Source organism: Thauera sp. 2A1, assembly GCF_009469595.2.
Lineage (GTDB): Bacteria > Pseudomonadota > Gammaproteobacteria > Burkholderiales > Rhodocyclaceae > Thauera.
This window is the reverse complement of record NZ_SSXV01000022.1, coordinates 45,914-59,184: the sequence shown is the minus strand read 5'-3', so window position 1 is coordinate 59,184 and position 13,271 is coordinate 45,914. Positions and strand designations below refer to the sequence as shown.

Sequence of the window (13,271 nt, the reverse complement as noted above, 5' to 3'; positions counted from 1 at the left end):
GCAAGCCGTCAGCTATTCGCCGCCAGATCGTGCAGCAGCGTGAGCTGCGCTGCGCGGGTCACGCCGCGCGCCGTCTTGCGGCGGTAGCAGCCGTTGGGCTGCATTTCCCAGGCCTGGGCGTTGTCGGCGACGTAAGGGCGCAGGCCTTCGCGGATCACCCGACGCTTGATGCGCGTGTCTAGGATCGGGAAGGCGATCTCGATGCGGCGGAAGAAGTTGCGGTCCATCCAGTCGGCGCTGGACAGATACACCTGTTCCTCGCCGTCGGCGCGGAAGTAGAAGATGCGGTGGTGCTCGAGGAAGCGGCCGATCACCGAGCGCACGCGGATGTTTTCCGACAAGCCCGGGACGCCCGGCCGCAGCGCGCAGGGGCCGCGCACGATGAGGTCGATCTCGACCCCGGCCTGCGAGGCCTCGTAGAGCGCTTCGATGGTCTCGGGTTCGAGCAGCGCATTCATCTTGGCGATGACGCGCGCCTTGCGGCCCTCGCGCGCGACAGCGGCCTCGCGCCGGATGGCGGCCACCACCTTGGGCTGCAGCGTGAAGGGTGCCTGCCACAGGTGGCGCAACTCGGTCGCCTGGCCAAGCCCGGTGAGCTGCTTGAAGACGGTGGCGACGTCCTCGCCGATTTCCGGGTTGCTGGTGAGGAGGCCGAAGTCGGTGTAGAGCCGGGTGGTGCGCGGGTGGTAGTTGCCCGTGCCCAGATGCACGTAGTGGCGCAGGCCGCCCTCTTCGCGCCGCACCACCATCAGCAGCTTGGCATGCGTCTTGTAGCCGAACACGCCGTAGATGACGTGCGCGCCGACTTCCTCCAGGCGATTGGCCCAGGTGATGTTGGCCTCCTCGTCGAAGCGCGCCATCAGCTCCAGCACGACCGTGACTTCCTTGCCTTTCTGCGCGGCGCGTACCAGGTGTTCCATCAGCACCGAGTCGGTGCCGGTGCGATAAACGGTCATCTTGATCGCCAGTACTCGCGGGTCGTCGGCCGCTGTGCGCAGCAGGTCGATGACCGGGGCGAAGCTCTGGAAGGGGTGGTGCAGCAGGAGGTCCTGCTTGCAGACGGCGTCGAAAATGTCCTGCCGCTTGTCGAGGCCTTTGGGCATGCCCGGCGTGAAGGGCTGGTACTTGAGGTCGGGCCGGTCGACCCAATCCGGCACCTGCATCAGGCGCACGAGGTTGACGATGCCGGGCGTGCGATAGAGGTCCTGTTGCCCGAGATGGAAATGCTCGACAAGGAAATCGGCCATCTCCTCGGAGCAGTTGTCGGCCACCTCCAGGCGCACTGCGTCGCCGTAGTGGCGCTGCTGGAGTTCGCCCTTGAGCGTGGTGCGCAGGTCCTTGACTTCTTCTTCATCCACGAACAGATCGGAATTGCGCGTGACGCGGAACTGGTAGCAACCCAGCACCTGCATGCCGGCGAACAGTTCGCCGACGTGGGCGTGCAGCACCGACGACAGGAACACGAAGCTGTATTCCTGATCGCAGATCTCGGGTGGCAGGCGGATCACGCGCGGCAGTGCGCGCGGCGCCTGCACGATGGCGGCGCCCGAGTCGCGACCGAAGGCATCCAGGCCGTCGAGTTCCACCGCGAAGTTGAGGCTCTTGTTCAGCACGCGCGGGAAGGGGTGCGCCGGATCGAGGCCGATGGGCGTGAGCACCGGCATCACCTCGCGCAGGAAGTATTCGCGGATCCAGGTGCGCTGGGCATCCGTCCACAGGTTGCGGCGCAGGAAGGAAACCCCTTCCTTCTCGAGTGCGGGGAGGATGTCTTCGTTGAGCAGCGCGTACTGCTCGGAGATGAGCTTGTGTACCTCGTCGCTGAGGCGCGCCAGCAGGTCAGCCGGTGCGATGCCGTCAATGGCGCCCTTGCGATCGCCGATGCGGATCTGCTCCTTGATGCCGGACACGCGGATCTCGAAGAACTCGTCGAGGTTGCTGGACACGATGCAGATGAAACGCAAGCGTTCGAGCAGTGGCACGGAAGGGTCCGCTGCCTGTGCGAGTACCCGGCGCTGGAACTGCAGCAGTGACAGTTCGCGATTGATGAAATGCTCCGCGGGGTAATGGGCGGTCTCGCTTGGCAGGCGCATGCTGGTTCCGTGGGATGAATGCTTCAAGTCATTATGTGACATTTTCTTTGCGGCTTGATGACAGGCGGGCAGTGGCGCAGGGCGATGTTCAGCGGCGCGAAAACCATCGCCGCGCGGACGGGGGGGTGGGGCGGGGGTGTTAGAATCCAAGGCTTCAGCGCCCTGCGCCTTGCCCCGCCCCAACATCATGCGAGATCTGATTGCCGCCATCGATCTGGGTTCCAACAGCTTCCGGCTCCAGGTCGGTCGCATCGTCAATGACCAGATCTATCCGCTCGATGGCCTGAAGGAGCCGGTGCGCCTGGCGGCGGGGCTGTCGCCGGAAAAATGGCTGGACATGCCCGCCCAGCAGCGCGGCGTGAGCGCGCTGCAGCGTTTTCACGAGCGACTGCACGATTTCAAGCCCGACGGGGTGCGTGCGGTTGCGACCAACACGCTGCGCGTGGCAAAGAATGCCCCCGAGTTCCTGATACGTGCCGAGGCAGCGCTCGGGTTCCCGATCGAGGTGATCGCCGGACGCGAAGAGGCGCGCCTGATCTACGTCGGTGTGGCGCACACCTTGCCGAATCCGCACCGCCAGCAACTGGTGGTGGACATCGGCGGGGGTTCGACCGAGTTCATCATCGGCAAGAGTTTCGAGCCGCTGCAGCTCGAATCGCTGTACATGGGCTGCGTTGGTTACAGCCTGCGCTACTTTCCGGACGGCCGCATCGACAAGCGTGGGCTGAAGGAGGCCGAACTGGCTGCGAGGCGCGAGCTGCAGACGATCGGCCAGGCTTATCGCGAAACCGGCTGGGAAGAAGCGGTGGGTTCGAGCGGATCGGCCAAGGCGATTGCCGAAGTGCTCGAGCAGAACGGCCTGTCGCAGCGGGGCATCACGCGCGATGGACTCGAGCGCCTGAAGACGATCCTGCTGAAGGCGGGAAACATCGGCAATGTGAACCTGGCCGGACTGAAGGGCGATCGCGTGCCGGTGTTCCTCGGCGGCTTCGCGATCATGAGCGCGGTGTTCAAGGAACTCGAACTCGAACAGATGGCGTTTTCAGACGGTGCGCTGCGGCTCGGCGTGCTGTACGACCTGCTCGGCCGCTACCACCATCACGATCTGCGCGATGCGACGGTGCAGGCTTTCATGCGGCGTTATGGCGTCGATGTGCGCCAGGCGGAGCAGGTGGCCGACACCGCCTGCCATCTGCTGATTCAGGTTGCGCCCGAGAGCGCGGCGAAGGACAACGATGACCGCCGCTTCCTGCGCTGGGCGGCGCTGCTGCATGAGATCGGCATCTCGGTCGCGCATTCCAGCTACCACAAGCACAGTGCCTACATTCTCGGCAATGCCGACATGCCCGGTTTTTCGCGCATGGACCAGGGACGGCTCGCGCGCCTGGTGCTTGCGCATCGCGGCAAGCTCGAGCGCGTTGCCGCCATCGACCCGTTGAGCCCGGACTGGCTGCTGATCGCCTGCCTGCGCCTGGCAGTGGTGGTGCACCGTGCGCGCGATGCGCGGGGCATTCCGCCGATCGCGCTGGCGCGGGAGGGCAGGGGGTTCTCGGTGAACACCACTGCCGGCTGGTTGCAGAAGCTGCCGCTGACCGCTGCGGCGCTCGACGAGGAGCAGCGCCAGTGGATTTCGCTGGGTCGCGGCCTTTACGTGCGCGCGGTGTCCGCGCGCAGCGCTGCCTGAGTTTCCATGGCTGAGCACCGGCCGGGCGCCGCGCCCGTGATCCGGGTCGCCGCGGATGGCAAGGTGCTGCTTGCGGGCGACTGGACCTTGCGCGCGCTGTCTGCCGATCTTCCCGACCTGCGCGCCCGGCTTGCGCAGGTGCCGTCGGCGGCGCACTGGGATTTCACCGCGGTGCAGCGCCTGGACAGTTTCGGCGCCGCGCTGCTGTGGCATGCGTGGAAACGCCGCTGGCCGATCGCTGAAGGGCTGGGCGAGGCGCAGCGGAGGGTGATCGAGCGCGTCGCTGCCAGCTCCGGGAAACTGCGGCCTGGAGGTGCGCGTTTCGGCGTCGTGGACGCGATCATCCTGCTCGGCCGTGCGTTGCTCGGCTTTCGCTCGCATGCGCTGGGCTTCATCGCGCTGTTCGGGCAGATATTTCTCGACCTTGCACATCTGCTGCGCTATCCGCGCGAATGGCCACTGCGCGAGGTGTCTGCCAACATCCACAAGGTCGGGGTGAAGGCGATGCCGGTGACGGCGCTGGTCGGCTTCCTGATCGGGGTGGTGCTGTCCTATCTGTCGGCGTTGCAGTTGAAGATATTCGGCGCCGACATTTTCATCGTGAACATCCTCGGCCTGGGCATCATCCGCGAGCTGGGGCCGGTGCTGGTGTCGGTGCTGGTGGCGGGGCGCTCGGGGTCGGCGATGACGGCGCAACTGGGCGTGATGCGGGTGACCGAGGAAATCGACGCGCTGGCGGCGATGGGCATCTCGCGCAGCCTGCGGCTGGTGCTGCCCAAGGTGCTGGCGCTCACGCTGGCGATGCCCTTGCTGGTGCTGTGGACGTCGGCGGTGGCGCTGCTCGGCGGCTGGGTGTCGGCGCGGCTGGAGCTTGACCTGTCGCTGGGTTTCTTCGTCCAGACGCTGCCTGCGGTGGTGCCGATCTCCAACCTCTACATCGGCCTTGCCAAGGGCGCGGTCTTCGGTTTCCTGATCGCGCTGATTGCCTGCCATTTCGGCCTGCGCGTGCGGCCCAACACGGAAAGCCTGTCGGTGAACACGACGGCGTCGGTGGTGACGGCAATCACCATGGTGATCCTTGCCGATGCGGTGTTCGCCATCGCCACCCGTTCCATCGGGGTGCCCACATGAGCGACGGGCCGGTCGTGGCGCTGCACGACATCGTCACCCGCTTCGATTCGAACCTGGTGCACGACGGTCTCACGCTCGAAATCCAGGCGGGCGAGATCGTCGCGCTGGTGGGCGGCTCAGGCAGCGGCAAGACGACCCTGCTGCGCCACATCATCGGCCTGACGCGGCCTGCGGCTGGCACGGTGAGGCTTTTCGGCGAAGGCCTGCGCGACGGCAGCGTGCATGAGCGCATCGCACGCCAGCGCCGTTTCGGCGTACTGTTCCAGCAGGGCGCGCTGTTTTCGGCGCTGACGGTGGGTGAGAACATCGCCTTCCCGCTGAAGGAACTCGGCGTGGCGACCCACGCAGAGTTGCGCGACCTGGTGGCGCTCAAGCTGGCAATGGTGGAGATGGAGCCCGGGCATGCGTCCTTGATGCCGGCCGAACTGTCCGGCGGCATGGTCAAGCGCGCGGCGCTGGCGCGCGCACTCGCGTTGGAGCCCGAGCTGCTGTTGCTCGACGAACCGACGGCCGGGCTGGACCCCGATCGCAGCGCTGCCTTCGTCCGCCTGATCCGCTCGCTGCACCATGAGCTGGGGCTGACCGTGGTGCTGGTGACGCACGACGTCGATACGCTGGCCGCACTGGCGACGCGGATCGCGGTGCTGGCCGAGCGGCGCATCGTGAGCTTCGGGACGCTGGAAGAGACCTTGGCGCAGGATCATCCTTTCATCCAGCGCTTTTTCCTGGGCGAACATGGGCGTAACGCGCTGGCTCGCCACGGAGGAAATCACTGACATGGAAAATCGGGCTCACGCACTGGCAGCCGGGCTGTTCGCGCTCTTCCTCGGGGCGGGCCTGGTCGTCGCGCTGTGGTGGTTCTCGCAGAGCCGCGAGCCGATGCGCGAATACATCCTGGTGTCGAAAGGCACGGTCAATGGCCTCAACCTACAGGCGAGGGTGCGCTACCGGGGCATGGCAGCGGGCAACGTGACCGACATCGGCATCGATCCGGCCGATGTGCGCAACCTCCTGGTGCGCATCCGGCTGCGCGGGAACCTGCCGGTCACGCGCGGCACGCGCGCGACGCTGGGTACCCAGGGTGTCACCGGGCTGGCCTTCATCCAGCTCGACGATCGCGGCACCGACCCCACGCCGCTCACGGATGATGGCTCGGGGCCGCCGCGCATTGCCCTCGAACCCGGCCTGATCGAGCAGATCAGCGACCGCGCGCTGCAGACGGCCGAGCGTGTGCGGGTGGTGGCGGATCGGCTGGCCGCGCTGTTCGACGAGCAGAGCGTGGCGCGCTTGGGCCGCACGCTGGCGCATCTGGAATCTGCGGCGTCGGGCGTGGACCGCAGCGTTGCGCAGTTGCCGGCGACGGTCAGTGCGCTGCGCAGCGCACTGAGCCCGCAGAACATGCAGAAGCTCTCCGCCACCCTTGCCAATCTCGAGGCGGCCAGTCGCGAGGCGGCACCGGCGGCGGGCGAGATCCGCGCCCTGGTGGCCCGTATCGACCAACTCGCGCAGCGGGTGGACAAGGTCGCCGGTGTGGCCGGCGAGGGGCTGGTCGAGGGCACGCTGCCGCAGGTCGACGCGTTGCTGCGCGAACTGACGACGACCTCGCGGCGCCTCGGCCGTGTGCTGGAGGAAGTCGAGACGCAGCCGCAGGTTCTGTTGGCCGGGCGCGACGCCGGCGAGCCGGGGCCGGGCGAGGAAGGCTATGTGTCGGGAGGGAAGTGAATGAAGGATGGCAGCAGGAGCGTTCCGCCGCCGCTTGTGTGGCCTGGGCGTCGTTTCCGGCAGCTCGCCGGCGCGGCCTTGGTTGGGATTGCGCTTGGCGGCTGTGCCGGACTGCAGTCGCCGCCGCTCGCCATGTACGATCTCGGGCTGCTCGATGCGGTCGTCGTTCCCGCTGCGCTCGCGCCGGCCCGCATCGAGGTGGCAGTGCCAAGTTGGCTCAGTGGCAGCGCCATGCAGTACAGGCTGGCCTGGAAGCAGCCCGAGCGCCGCCGCAGCTACGTCGAGAGCCGCTGGGCAGCAGCGCCCGCCGACATGCTTTCGCAGTCCCTGACCCGGGCCTTGCGCCCGGCAGGCGGTGAGGCCGCGGGATCTCGTTGCCGGCTGAGGGTGGAACTGGACGAATTCGTGCATGTGTTCGAGACCGAAGAGCGCAGTCATGTCGAGCTCGTCGCACGGGCCCGGCTGCTGCCGGCGCGCGGCGAATTGCCGGTGGCGGCGCGGGACTTCAGCCGGCACGATGCGGCGGATACGCCTGATGCCGAGGGTGGCGTTCGCGCAGCGCGCAGCGCAGTGCGGGGATTGGCGGACGAGGTGGCGACGTGGCTCGTCGAACTTGACCGCAAGAGCGTGCACGGATTGAATAACGGCGGACGTTGCGCGTCGTCATGAGCTTTGCATGGGGACGGCTTTCGTCCGTTGTTTCATACAAGAGGGAGCAAGCATGACCGAGAACAAACAATCGCCCTATGACCATGGGCTGGACAAGAACCCCGCGAACTACGTGCCGCTGACGCCGCTGACTTTCATCCAGCGCAGCGCCTACGTGTATCCGGACCGCCTCGCCGTCGTTCATGGCAAGCGGCGCTTCACCTGGCAGGAGTGCTATGCGCGCTGCCGCCGTCTCGCTTCGGCCTTGAAGCAACTGGGCGTGGGCAAGAACGACACCGTTGCGGTGGTGCTCAACAACACCCCGGAAATGTTCGAATGCCACTTCGGTGTGCCGGCCTGCGGCGCCGTGCTGAACACCGTCAATACCCGCCTCGATGCCGAGGCGGTCGCCTTCATCCTGAACCACGCCGAAGCCAAGGTGCTGATCACCGACCGCGAGTACGCGCGCGTGATGAAGAAGGCGGTCGAGCTCGCCGACCGCCCCGACATGATCGTGATCGACGTCGACGATCCTGAATACACCGGCCCGGGCGATCGCATCGGCACGCTGGAGTACGAGGCGCTGCTCGCTTCGGGCAGCGAGGAATTCGTCTTCGAGCAGCCCGCCGACGAGTGGGAGGCCATCTCGCTGAACTACACGTCCGGCACCACCGGCAACCCCAAGGGTGTGGTCTACCATCACCGCGGCGCCTATCTCAATGCGATGTCGAACATCGTGTCGTGGGGCATGCCGCCGCACTCGACCTACCTGTGGACGCTGCCGATGTTCCACTGCAACGGCTGGTGCTTCGCATGGACGATGGCGGCCAATGCGGGCGTCAACGTCTGCCTGCGTCGCGTCGATCCGAGGCTGATCTTCGATGCCATCCGCGAGCATGGCGTCACCCATTACTGCGGCGCGCCGATCGTGCACTCCATGCTCGCCAACTCGCCGGAGGAGTGGCGCAAGGACATCAACCACAAGGTCTATGGCCTCATTGCCGCCGCGCCGCCCCCGGCCGCCGTGATCGAGGGCATGGCGAAGATCGGCTTCGACATCACTCACGTCTATGGACTGACCGAGACCTACGGCCCCGCTTCGGTGTGCGCCAAGCACGACGAATGGAAGGAACTGCCGCTGGCCGACCAGGTGACGCTGAACGGTCGCCAGGGCGTGCGCTACCACGCCCAGGAAGGCATCACCGTGCTCGATCCGAACACGATGGATCCGGTGCCCTGGGACGGCGAGACGATGGGCGAGATCATGTTCCGCGGCAACCTGGTGATGAAGGGCTACCTGAAGAACCCGACGGCCACCGCCGAGTCCTTCCACGGTGGCTGGTATCACACCGGCGACCTGGCGGTGATGCAGCCCGACGGCTACGTCAAGATCAAGGATCGCTCCAAGGACATCATCATTTCGGGCGGCGAGAACATCTCTTCGATCGAAGTGGAGGATGCGCTCTACAAGCATCCGGCGGTGATGGCCGCGGCAGTGGTGGCGCTGCCTGATCCCAAGTGGGGCGAGGTGCCGTGCGCCTTCGTCGAGCTGCGCGACGGCGTCGAGGCGACCACCGACGAGATGGTCGCCCATTGCCGGGAGCATCTCGCCGGCTTCAAGGTGCCCAAGAAGATCATCTTCGGTGAGGTGCCGAAGACTTCGACCGGCAAGATCCAGAAGTTCGTGCTGCGCGAGAAGGCGAAGTCGACCGCTTCGTTCGAGTGATGCAGGCGGGCTGAGCCCGCGTTGACCGATGGCCGTTCTGGGAGCGACGCGCTACCATGAACGGCCATTGACGTTAACGTAAACCGAGAAGTCGAGGAGGAGACATGAGCCCCACCGAACACCCTACTGACGAAGCCATGCTGCTGCGCCGCGACGACGGTGGTGTGGCCACGCTGACCCTGAATCGTCCCGCGCAGTTCAACGCGCTGTCCTCGGCGATGCTGGAGGCGCTGCTGGCCGAAGTGGACCGCATTGCCCGCGACGAATCGGTGCGCGTGGTCGTGCTGGCCGGTGCCGGCAAGGCTTTCTGCGCCGGTCACGACCTCAAGGAGATGCGCAGCAACCACACGCTCGCTTTCCAGCAGGGCCTGTTCCGCCTTTGCGGCAAGCTCATGATGAAGCTCACCGAGCTGCCGCAGCCGGTGATTGCCCGTGTGCATGGCATCGCCACCGCGGCGGGATGTCAGCTCGTGTCGATGTGCGATCTGGCGGTCGCGGCGGACGTGTCGCGTTTTGCCGTGTCCGGGATCAACGTCGGCCTGTTCTGCTCCACGCCCAGCGTCGGGCTGTCGCGCAACATGGGACGCAAGCAGGCATTCGAGATGCTGGTGACGGGAGACTTCATCGATGCGCACGAGGCGCAGCGACGCGGCCTGGTCAATCGCGTGGTGCCGCTCGAGGCGCTCGACGGCGAGGTGGAGCGCTTGTGTGCGTCGATCGTTGCAAAGTCGCCGGTGGCGATCCGCATGGGTAAGCAGATGTTCTACCGCCAGCTCGAGATGGGCCTGGATGCGGCCTATCAGATGGCGTCGGAGACGATGGCCTGCAACATGATGAGCGAGGATGCGGCCGAAGGCATCGATGCCTTCATGGCCAAGCGCCAGCCGCAGTGGAAGGGCTGCTGAGGTCGCGCTGATCGCGGAAGGAGGCGCCGCCATGCTCGTCGACACCCACATTCATCTCGACGCGGCGGAGTTCGATGCCGATCGGGAGCGGGCGATGGCCGCGGCGCGCGCGGCCGGTGTCGGTCGCTTCATCGTCCCTGCGGTGGATGTGGCGAGCTTCGACCGGGTCGCGGCGCTTTCCGCGATGCATGCGGATGTGCAACACGCCTATGGGATCCATCCCATGTACGTGATGCAGGCGCGCGACGCCGATCTCGATGTGCTCGAAGGGCGGCTTGCGCAGGATGTCGCCATCGCGGTGGGCGAGATTGGGCTGGATTTCTTCGTGCCCGGCCTCGATCCGGCGCGGCAGGAGCGCTTCCTTGCGGCACAACTGCGCCTCGCGCGCGAGCATGGCCTGCCGGTGATCCTGCACGTGCGCCGCGCGGTGGACCAGATCCTGAAGCATCTGCGGCGCGTCGAAGTGTGCGGCGGCATCGCCCATGCCTTCAATGGCAGCCGCCAGCAGGCCGACACGTTCATCGCGCTCGGCTTCAAGCTTGGCTTTGGCGGCGCGATGTCCTTCGACGGCTCCAGCCGCATTCGCAAGCTTGCCGCAGAACTGCCGCTGGAGTCGATCGTGCTTGAAACCGATGCGCCGGACATTCCGCCCGCCTGGGCGCAGGGCCAGCGCAATGAGCCGGCCAACCTGGCCCGATTCGCGGCCATCCTCGCCGACCTGCGAGGGATGCCGGTAGAAGAGGTGGCTCGCGCCACTTCGCGCAATGCCGTGGCGGTCTTTCCCCGCCTTGGCACGGTCGCTGACGGCTGTTGAGCGCCTGCTCGGTTGCGGGCGGGCGAATGCGCCGTGCGTGAGCGTGTCACGCTCCGATCGATCGATGTCAGGCGGGTGATGCGGCGTCGCGTTTGTTACGCGCGATGATGTCGGCAATATCTCGCTTCAGGCGAGGGATGTCGGCATGGAACTTGTCGTACAGCATCAGCGACAGGCCGAACACATAGGCATAGAGCAGCATCGAGTGGCTGGAAGCCTCTTCCTGCGACAGCCCGCAGGCGAGGAAAAGGTCGCGGGTGCAGCGCAGGCGGATGTCATCGACTTCGGCGACGATCGCCGCGGCTTCGGCGTCGCGTCGGGCCCAGTCACGCACCGCCAGTTCGATGACGACCCCCCGGCGGCTGCGACTGGTGCTGTAGACATCGATGACATGGTAGATCTGCTCGAGTTCGTTGCCGGGCTGGGTGCGCGTCTGCTTCAGAATGTCGCGGATGCGTCCTTCCTTCCATTCGCCGAGGACGGCCATCAGCAGATCACGCCGGTCCTGAAAGTGCCAGTAGAAGCTGCCTTTGGTGACTTTCAGGCGTTTCGCCAGCACTTCCACGCGCAGCCCGGCGACCCCTTCTTCCGCCATGACCTCGAAAGCGCATGCGATCCAGGCCTGTCTGTCGAGCTGCGGTCTCTTCTGCTTGATTTTGGTTTCCATACGGACAAGTATTGACGATTTATTGTCCATACGCTACCGTATGCACACCATACTGAGTGGTATGGAAATGCGCCGGCTGGATGAGCCCACCCCCAAAGCTGGCAAAGCGGTGACATAATTCGACGGCGGTTCGCCCGAGCGGGCGGCATGAGCCGACGAACAACACAACCTGAGGAGCACGGCAGAGTGAAGATTCTTGTTCCCGTCAAACGCGTGGTCGATTACAACGTCAAGGTCCGGGTGAAGGCCGACGGCACTGGCGTGGATATCGCCAACGTCAAGATGAGCATGAACCCATTCGACGAGATCGCGGTGGAAGAAGCGGTGCGGCTGAAGGAAGCGGGCGTGGCTACCGAAGTCGTTGCCGTGTCGTGCGGCGTCGCGGCCTGCCAGGAGACCTTGCGCGCGGCGATGGCGATCGGCGCCGACCGCGGCATCCTGGTCGAGAGCGACGCCGAGCTGCAGCCGCTGGCGGTGGCCAAGCTGCTCAAGGCAGTGGCGGACAAGGAAGGCCCGAATCTGGTGATCTGCGGCAAGCAGGCGATCGACGACGACGCCAACCAGACCGGGCAGATGCTGGCTGCGCTGCTGGGCTGGCCGCAAGCGACCTTCGCGTCCAAGGTGGCGCTGGCTGACGGCAAGGCCTCGGTCACGCGTGAGATCGACGGGGGCCTCGAGACGCTGGCGATCCGGCTGCCGGCGGTGGTCACCACCGATCTGCGCCTGAACGAGCCGCGCTATGCGACGCTTCCCAACATCATGAAGGCGAAGAAGAAGCCGCTCGACACGTTGAAGCCGGCCGATCTGGGCGTCGATGTGGCGCCGCGGCTCACCACGCTGAAGGTGGCCGAGCCGCCCAAGCGCAGCGCGGGAGTGCGGGTGGCCGACGTGGCTCAACTGGTCGAAAAACTGAAGAACGAAGCGAAGGTGATCTGACATGGCGATCCTGGTTATTGCGGAACACGACAACCAATCGATCAAGGCGGCCACGCTCAACACCGTCGGCGCGGCGGCGAAGATCGGCGGCGACGTTCATGTGCTGGTGGCCGGTGCCGGCTGCGGCGCGGCGGCCGCGGCGGCCGCGAAGATTGGCGGTGTGGCCAAGGTGCTGGTGGCCGATGCCGCGCATTACGAGGCGCAGACCGCAGAAAACGTCGCCGAGCTGGTGAAGGGTTTGGCGAGCAGCTACAGCCACGTGCTGGCCCCGGCCACGTCCGCCGGCAAGAACATGCTGCCGCGCGTGGCAGCGCAACTGGATGTGGCGCAGATCTCCGACATCGTCGGCGTGGAATCGGCCGACACCTTCGTGCGCCCGATCTATGCCGGCAACGCGCTGGCGACGGTGAAGAGCTCGGACGCGATCAAGGTCATCACCGTGCGCACCACCGCCTTCGAGGCGGTCGCGGCCGAGGGTGGCGCGGCGGCGGTCGAGTCGGTGGCGGCTGCGGCCGATCTGGGCCTGACGCAACTGGTGGGTCGCGAGATCACCAAGAGCGCGCGTCCGGAGCTGGGTGCGGCGAAGATCATCGTGTCGGGCGGTCGTGGCGTGGGCAGCGGCGAGAACTACCATGCCCTGCTCGAGCCGCTGGCCGACAAGCTCGGTGCGGCGCTCGGCGCCAGCCGTGCGGCGGTCGATGCGGGCTACGTTCCGAACGACTACCAGGTGGGCCAGACCGGCAAGATCGTCGCGCCCCAGCTCTATGTTGCGGTGGGCATCTCGGGCGCCATCCAGCACCTGGCGGGCATGAAGGACTCCAAGGTGATCGTGGCGATCAACAAGGATCCGGAGGCGCCGATCTTCCAGGTGGCCGACTACGGGCTGGTGGGGGATCTGTTCCAGGTGGTGCCCGAACTGACCGCAACGTTGGGCTGAGGCTTCCCGCG

Annotated in this window: 12 protein-coding genes; 10 read left to right on the top strand and 2 right to left on the bottom strand. The window is 66.2% G+C overall.

Annotation, left to right across the window (positions count from 1 at the left end):
• Window positions 1-8 precede the first annotated feature (8 nt).
• Window positions 9-2,090, bottom strand: coding sequence for a polyphosphate kinase 1 (gene ppk1 / locus GH664_RS17560; RefSeq protein WP_153169363.1), 2,082 nt, complete (start codon window positions 2,088-2,090; stop codon window positions 9-11).
• Between the two features lie 187 nt (window positions 2,091-2,277).
• On the opposite strand from ppk1, the gene ppx reads away from it, so the two are divergent.
• The 8 genes from ppx (at window position 2,278) to GH664_RS17520 (ending at window position 10,720) form a co-directional block, all read left to right on the top strand.
• Window positions 2,278-3,774 (top strand): exopolyphosphatase, encoded by a 1,497-nt coding sequence (ppx, locus tag GH664_RS17555; RefSeq protein ID WP_153169362.1) that lies wholly within the window; start codon window positions 2,278-2,280, stop codon window positions 3,772-3,774.
• A gap of 6 nt (window positions 3,775-3,780) precedes the next feature.
• Window positions 3,781-4,905, top strand: coding sequence for an ABC transporter permease (locus GH664_RS17550; protein ID WP_153169361.1), 1,125 nt, complete (start codon window positions 3,781-3,783; stop codon window positions 4,903-4,905).
• Window positions 4,902-5,681, top strand: a complete 780-nt coding sequence (locus tag GH664_RS17545; RefSeq protein WP_153169360.1) for an ABC transporter ATP-binding protein — start codon at window positions 4,902-4,904, stop codon at window positions 5,679-5,681. The genes GH664_RS17550 and GH664_RS17545 overlap by 4 nt, the downstream gene beginning before the upstream one ends.
• 1 nt (window position 5,682) lies before the next feature.
• Window positions 5,683-6,627, top strand: a complete 945-nt coding sequence (locus tag GH664_RS17540; RefSeq protein WP_153169359.1) for an MlaD family protein — start codon at window positions 5,683-5,685, stop codon at window positions 6,625-6,627.
• Window positions 6,628-7,296, top strand: coding sequence for an ABC-type transport auxiliary lipoprotein family protein (locus tag GH664_RS17535; RefSeq protein WP_153169358.1), 669 nt, complete (start codon window positions 6,628-6,630; stop codon window positions 7,294-7,296).
• Between the two features lie 52 nt (window positions 7,297-7,348).
• Window positions 7,349-9,001, top strand: a complete 1,653-nt coding sequence (locus tag GH664_RS17530) for an acyl-CoA synthetase (RefSeq protein WP_153169357.1) — start codon at window positions 7,349-7,351, stop codon at window positions 8,999-9,001.
• A gap of 104 nt (window positions 9,002-9,105) precedes the next feature.
• Window positions 9,106-9,906 (top strand): enoyl-CoA hydratase, encoded by an 801-nt coding sequence (locus GH664_RS17525; protein WP_153169356.1) that lies wholly within the window; start codon window positions 9,106-9,108, stop codon window positions 9,904-9,906.
• Window positions 9,907-9,937: 31 nt separating this feature from the next.
• Window positions 9,938-10,720, top strand: a complete 783-nt coding sequence (locus tag GH664_RS17520; protein WP_153169355.1) for a TatD family hydrolase — start codon at window positions 9,938-9,940, stop codon at window positions 10,718-10,720.
• A 67-nt stretch (window positions 10,721-10,787) separates the two neighbouring features.
• Here the strand turns inward: GH664_RS17520 and GH664_RS17515 are convergent, their stop codons facing one another.
• Entirely contained in the window at window positions 10,788-11,387 is a 600-nt protein-coding gene (locus tag GH664_RS17515) for a TetR/AcrR family transcriptional regulator (protein WP_153169354.1), read from the bottom strand.
• A 186-nt stretch (window positions 11,388-11,573) separates the two neighbouring features.
• Here GH664_RS17515 and GH664_RS17510 point away from each other — a divergent pair, with 186 nt between their 5' ends.
• Both GH664_RS17510 and GH664_RS17505 read left to right on the top strand, forming a co-directional pair.
• On the top strand, window positions 11,574-12,323 hold the full coding sequence (locus GH664_RS17510) for an electron transfer flavoprotein subunit beta/FixA family protein (RefSeq protein WP_153169353.1): 750 nt from the start codon (window positions 11,574-11,576) through the stop codon (window positions 12,321-12,323).
• A 1-nt stretch (window position 12,324) separates the two neighbouring features.
• On the top strand, window positions 12,325-13,260 hold the full coding sequence (locus tag GH664_RS17505; RefSeq protein WP_153169352.1) for an electron transfer flavoprotein subunit alpha/FixB family protein: 936 nt from the start codon (window positions 12,325-12,327) through the stop codon (window positions 13,258-13,260).
• Window positions 13,261-13,271: the final 11 nt, after the last annotated feature.

Bases quoted from the DNA above. Each gene is read 5' to 3' on its own strand.
- ppk1 (WP_153169363.1), bottom strand. From the start codon at position 2,090: ATGCGCCTGCCAAGCGAGACCGCCCATTACCCCGCGGAGCATTTCATC.
- ppx (WP_153169362.1), top strand. From the start codon at position 2,278: ATGCGAGATCTGATTGCCGCCATCGATCTGGGTTCCAACAGCTTCCGG.
- GH664_RS17550 (WP_153169361.1), top strand. From the start codon at position 3,781: ATGGCTGAGCACCGGCCGGGCGCCGCGCCCGTGATCCGGGTCGCCGCG.
- GH664_RS17545 (WP_153169360.1), top strand. From the start codon at position 4,902: ATGAGCGACGGGCCGGTCGTGGCGCTGCACGACATCGTCACCCGCTTC.
- GH664_RS17540 (WP_153169359.1), top strand. From the start codon at position 5,683: ATGGAAAATCGGGCTCACGCACTGGCAGCCGGGCTGTTCGCGCTCTTC.
- GH664_RS17535 (WP_153169358.1), top strand. From the start codon at position 6,628: ATGAAGGATGGCAGCAGGAGCGTTCCGCCGCCGCTTGTGTGGCCTGGG.
- GH664_RS17530 (WP_153169357.1), top strand. From the start codon at position 7,349: ATGACCGAGAACAAACAATCGCCCTATGACCATGGGCTGGACAAGAAC.
- GH664_RS17525 (WP_153169356.1), top strand. From the start codon at position 9,106: ATGAGCCCCACCGAACACCCTACTGACGAAGCCATGCTGCTGCGCCGC.
- GH664_RS17520 (WP_153169355.1), top strand. From the start codon at position 9,938: ATGCTCGTCGACACCCACATTCATCTCGACGCGGCGGAGTTCGATGCC.
- GH664_RS17515 (WP_153169354.1), bottom strand. From the start codon at position 11,387: ATGGAAACCAAAATCAAGCAGAAGAGACCGCAGCTCGACAGACAGGCC.
- GH664_RS17505 (WP_153169352.1), top strand. From the start codon at position 12,325: ATGGCGATCCTGGTTATTGCGGAACACGACAACCAATCGATCAAGGCG.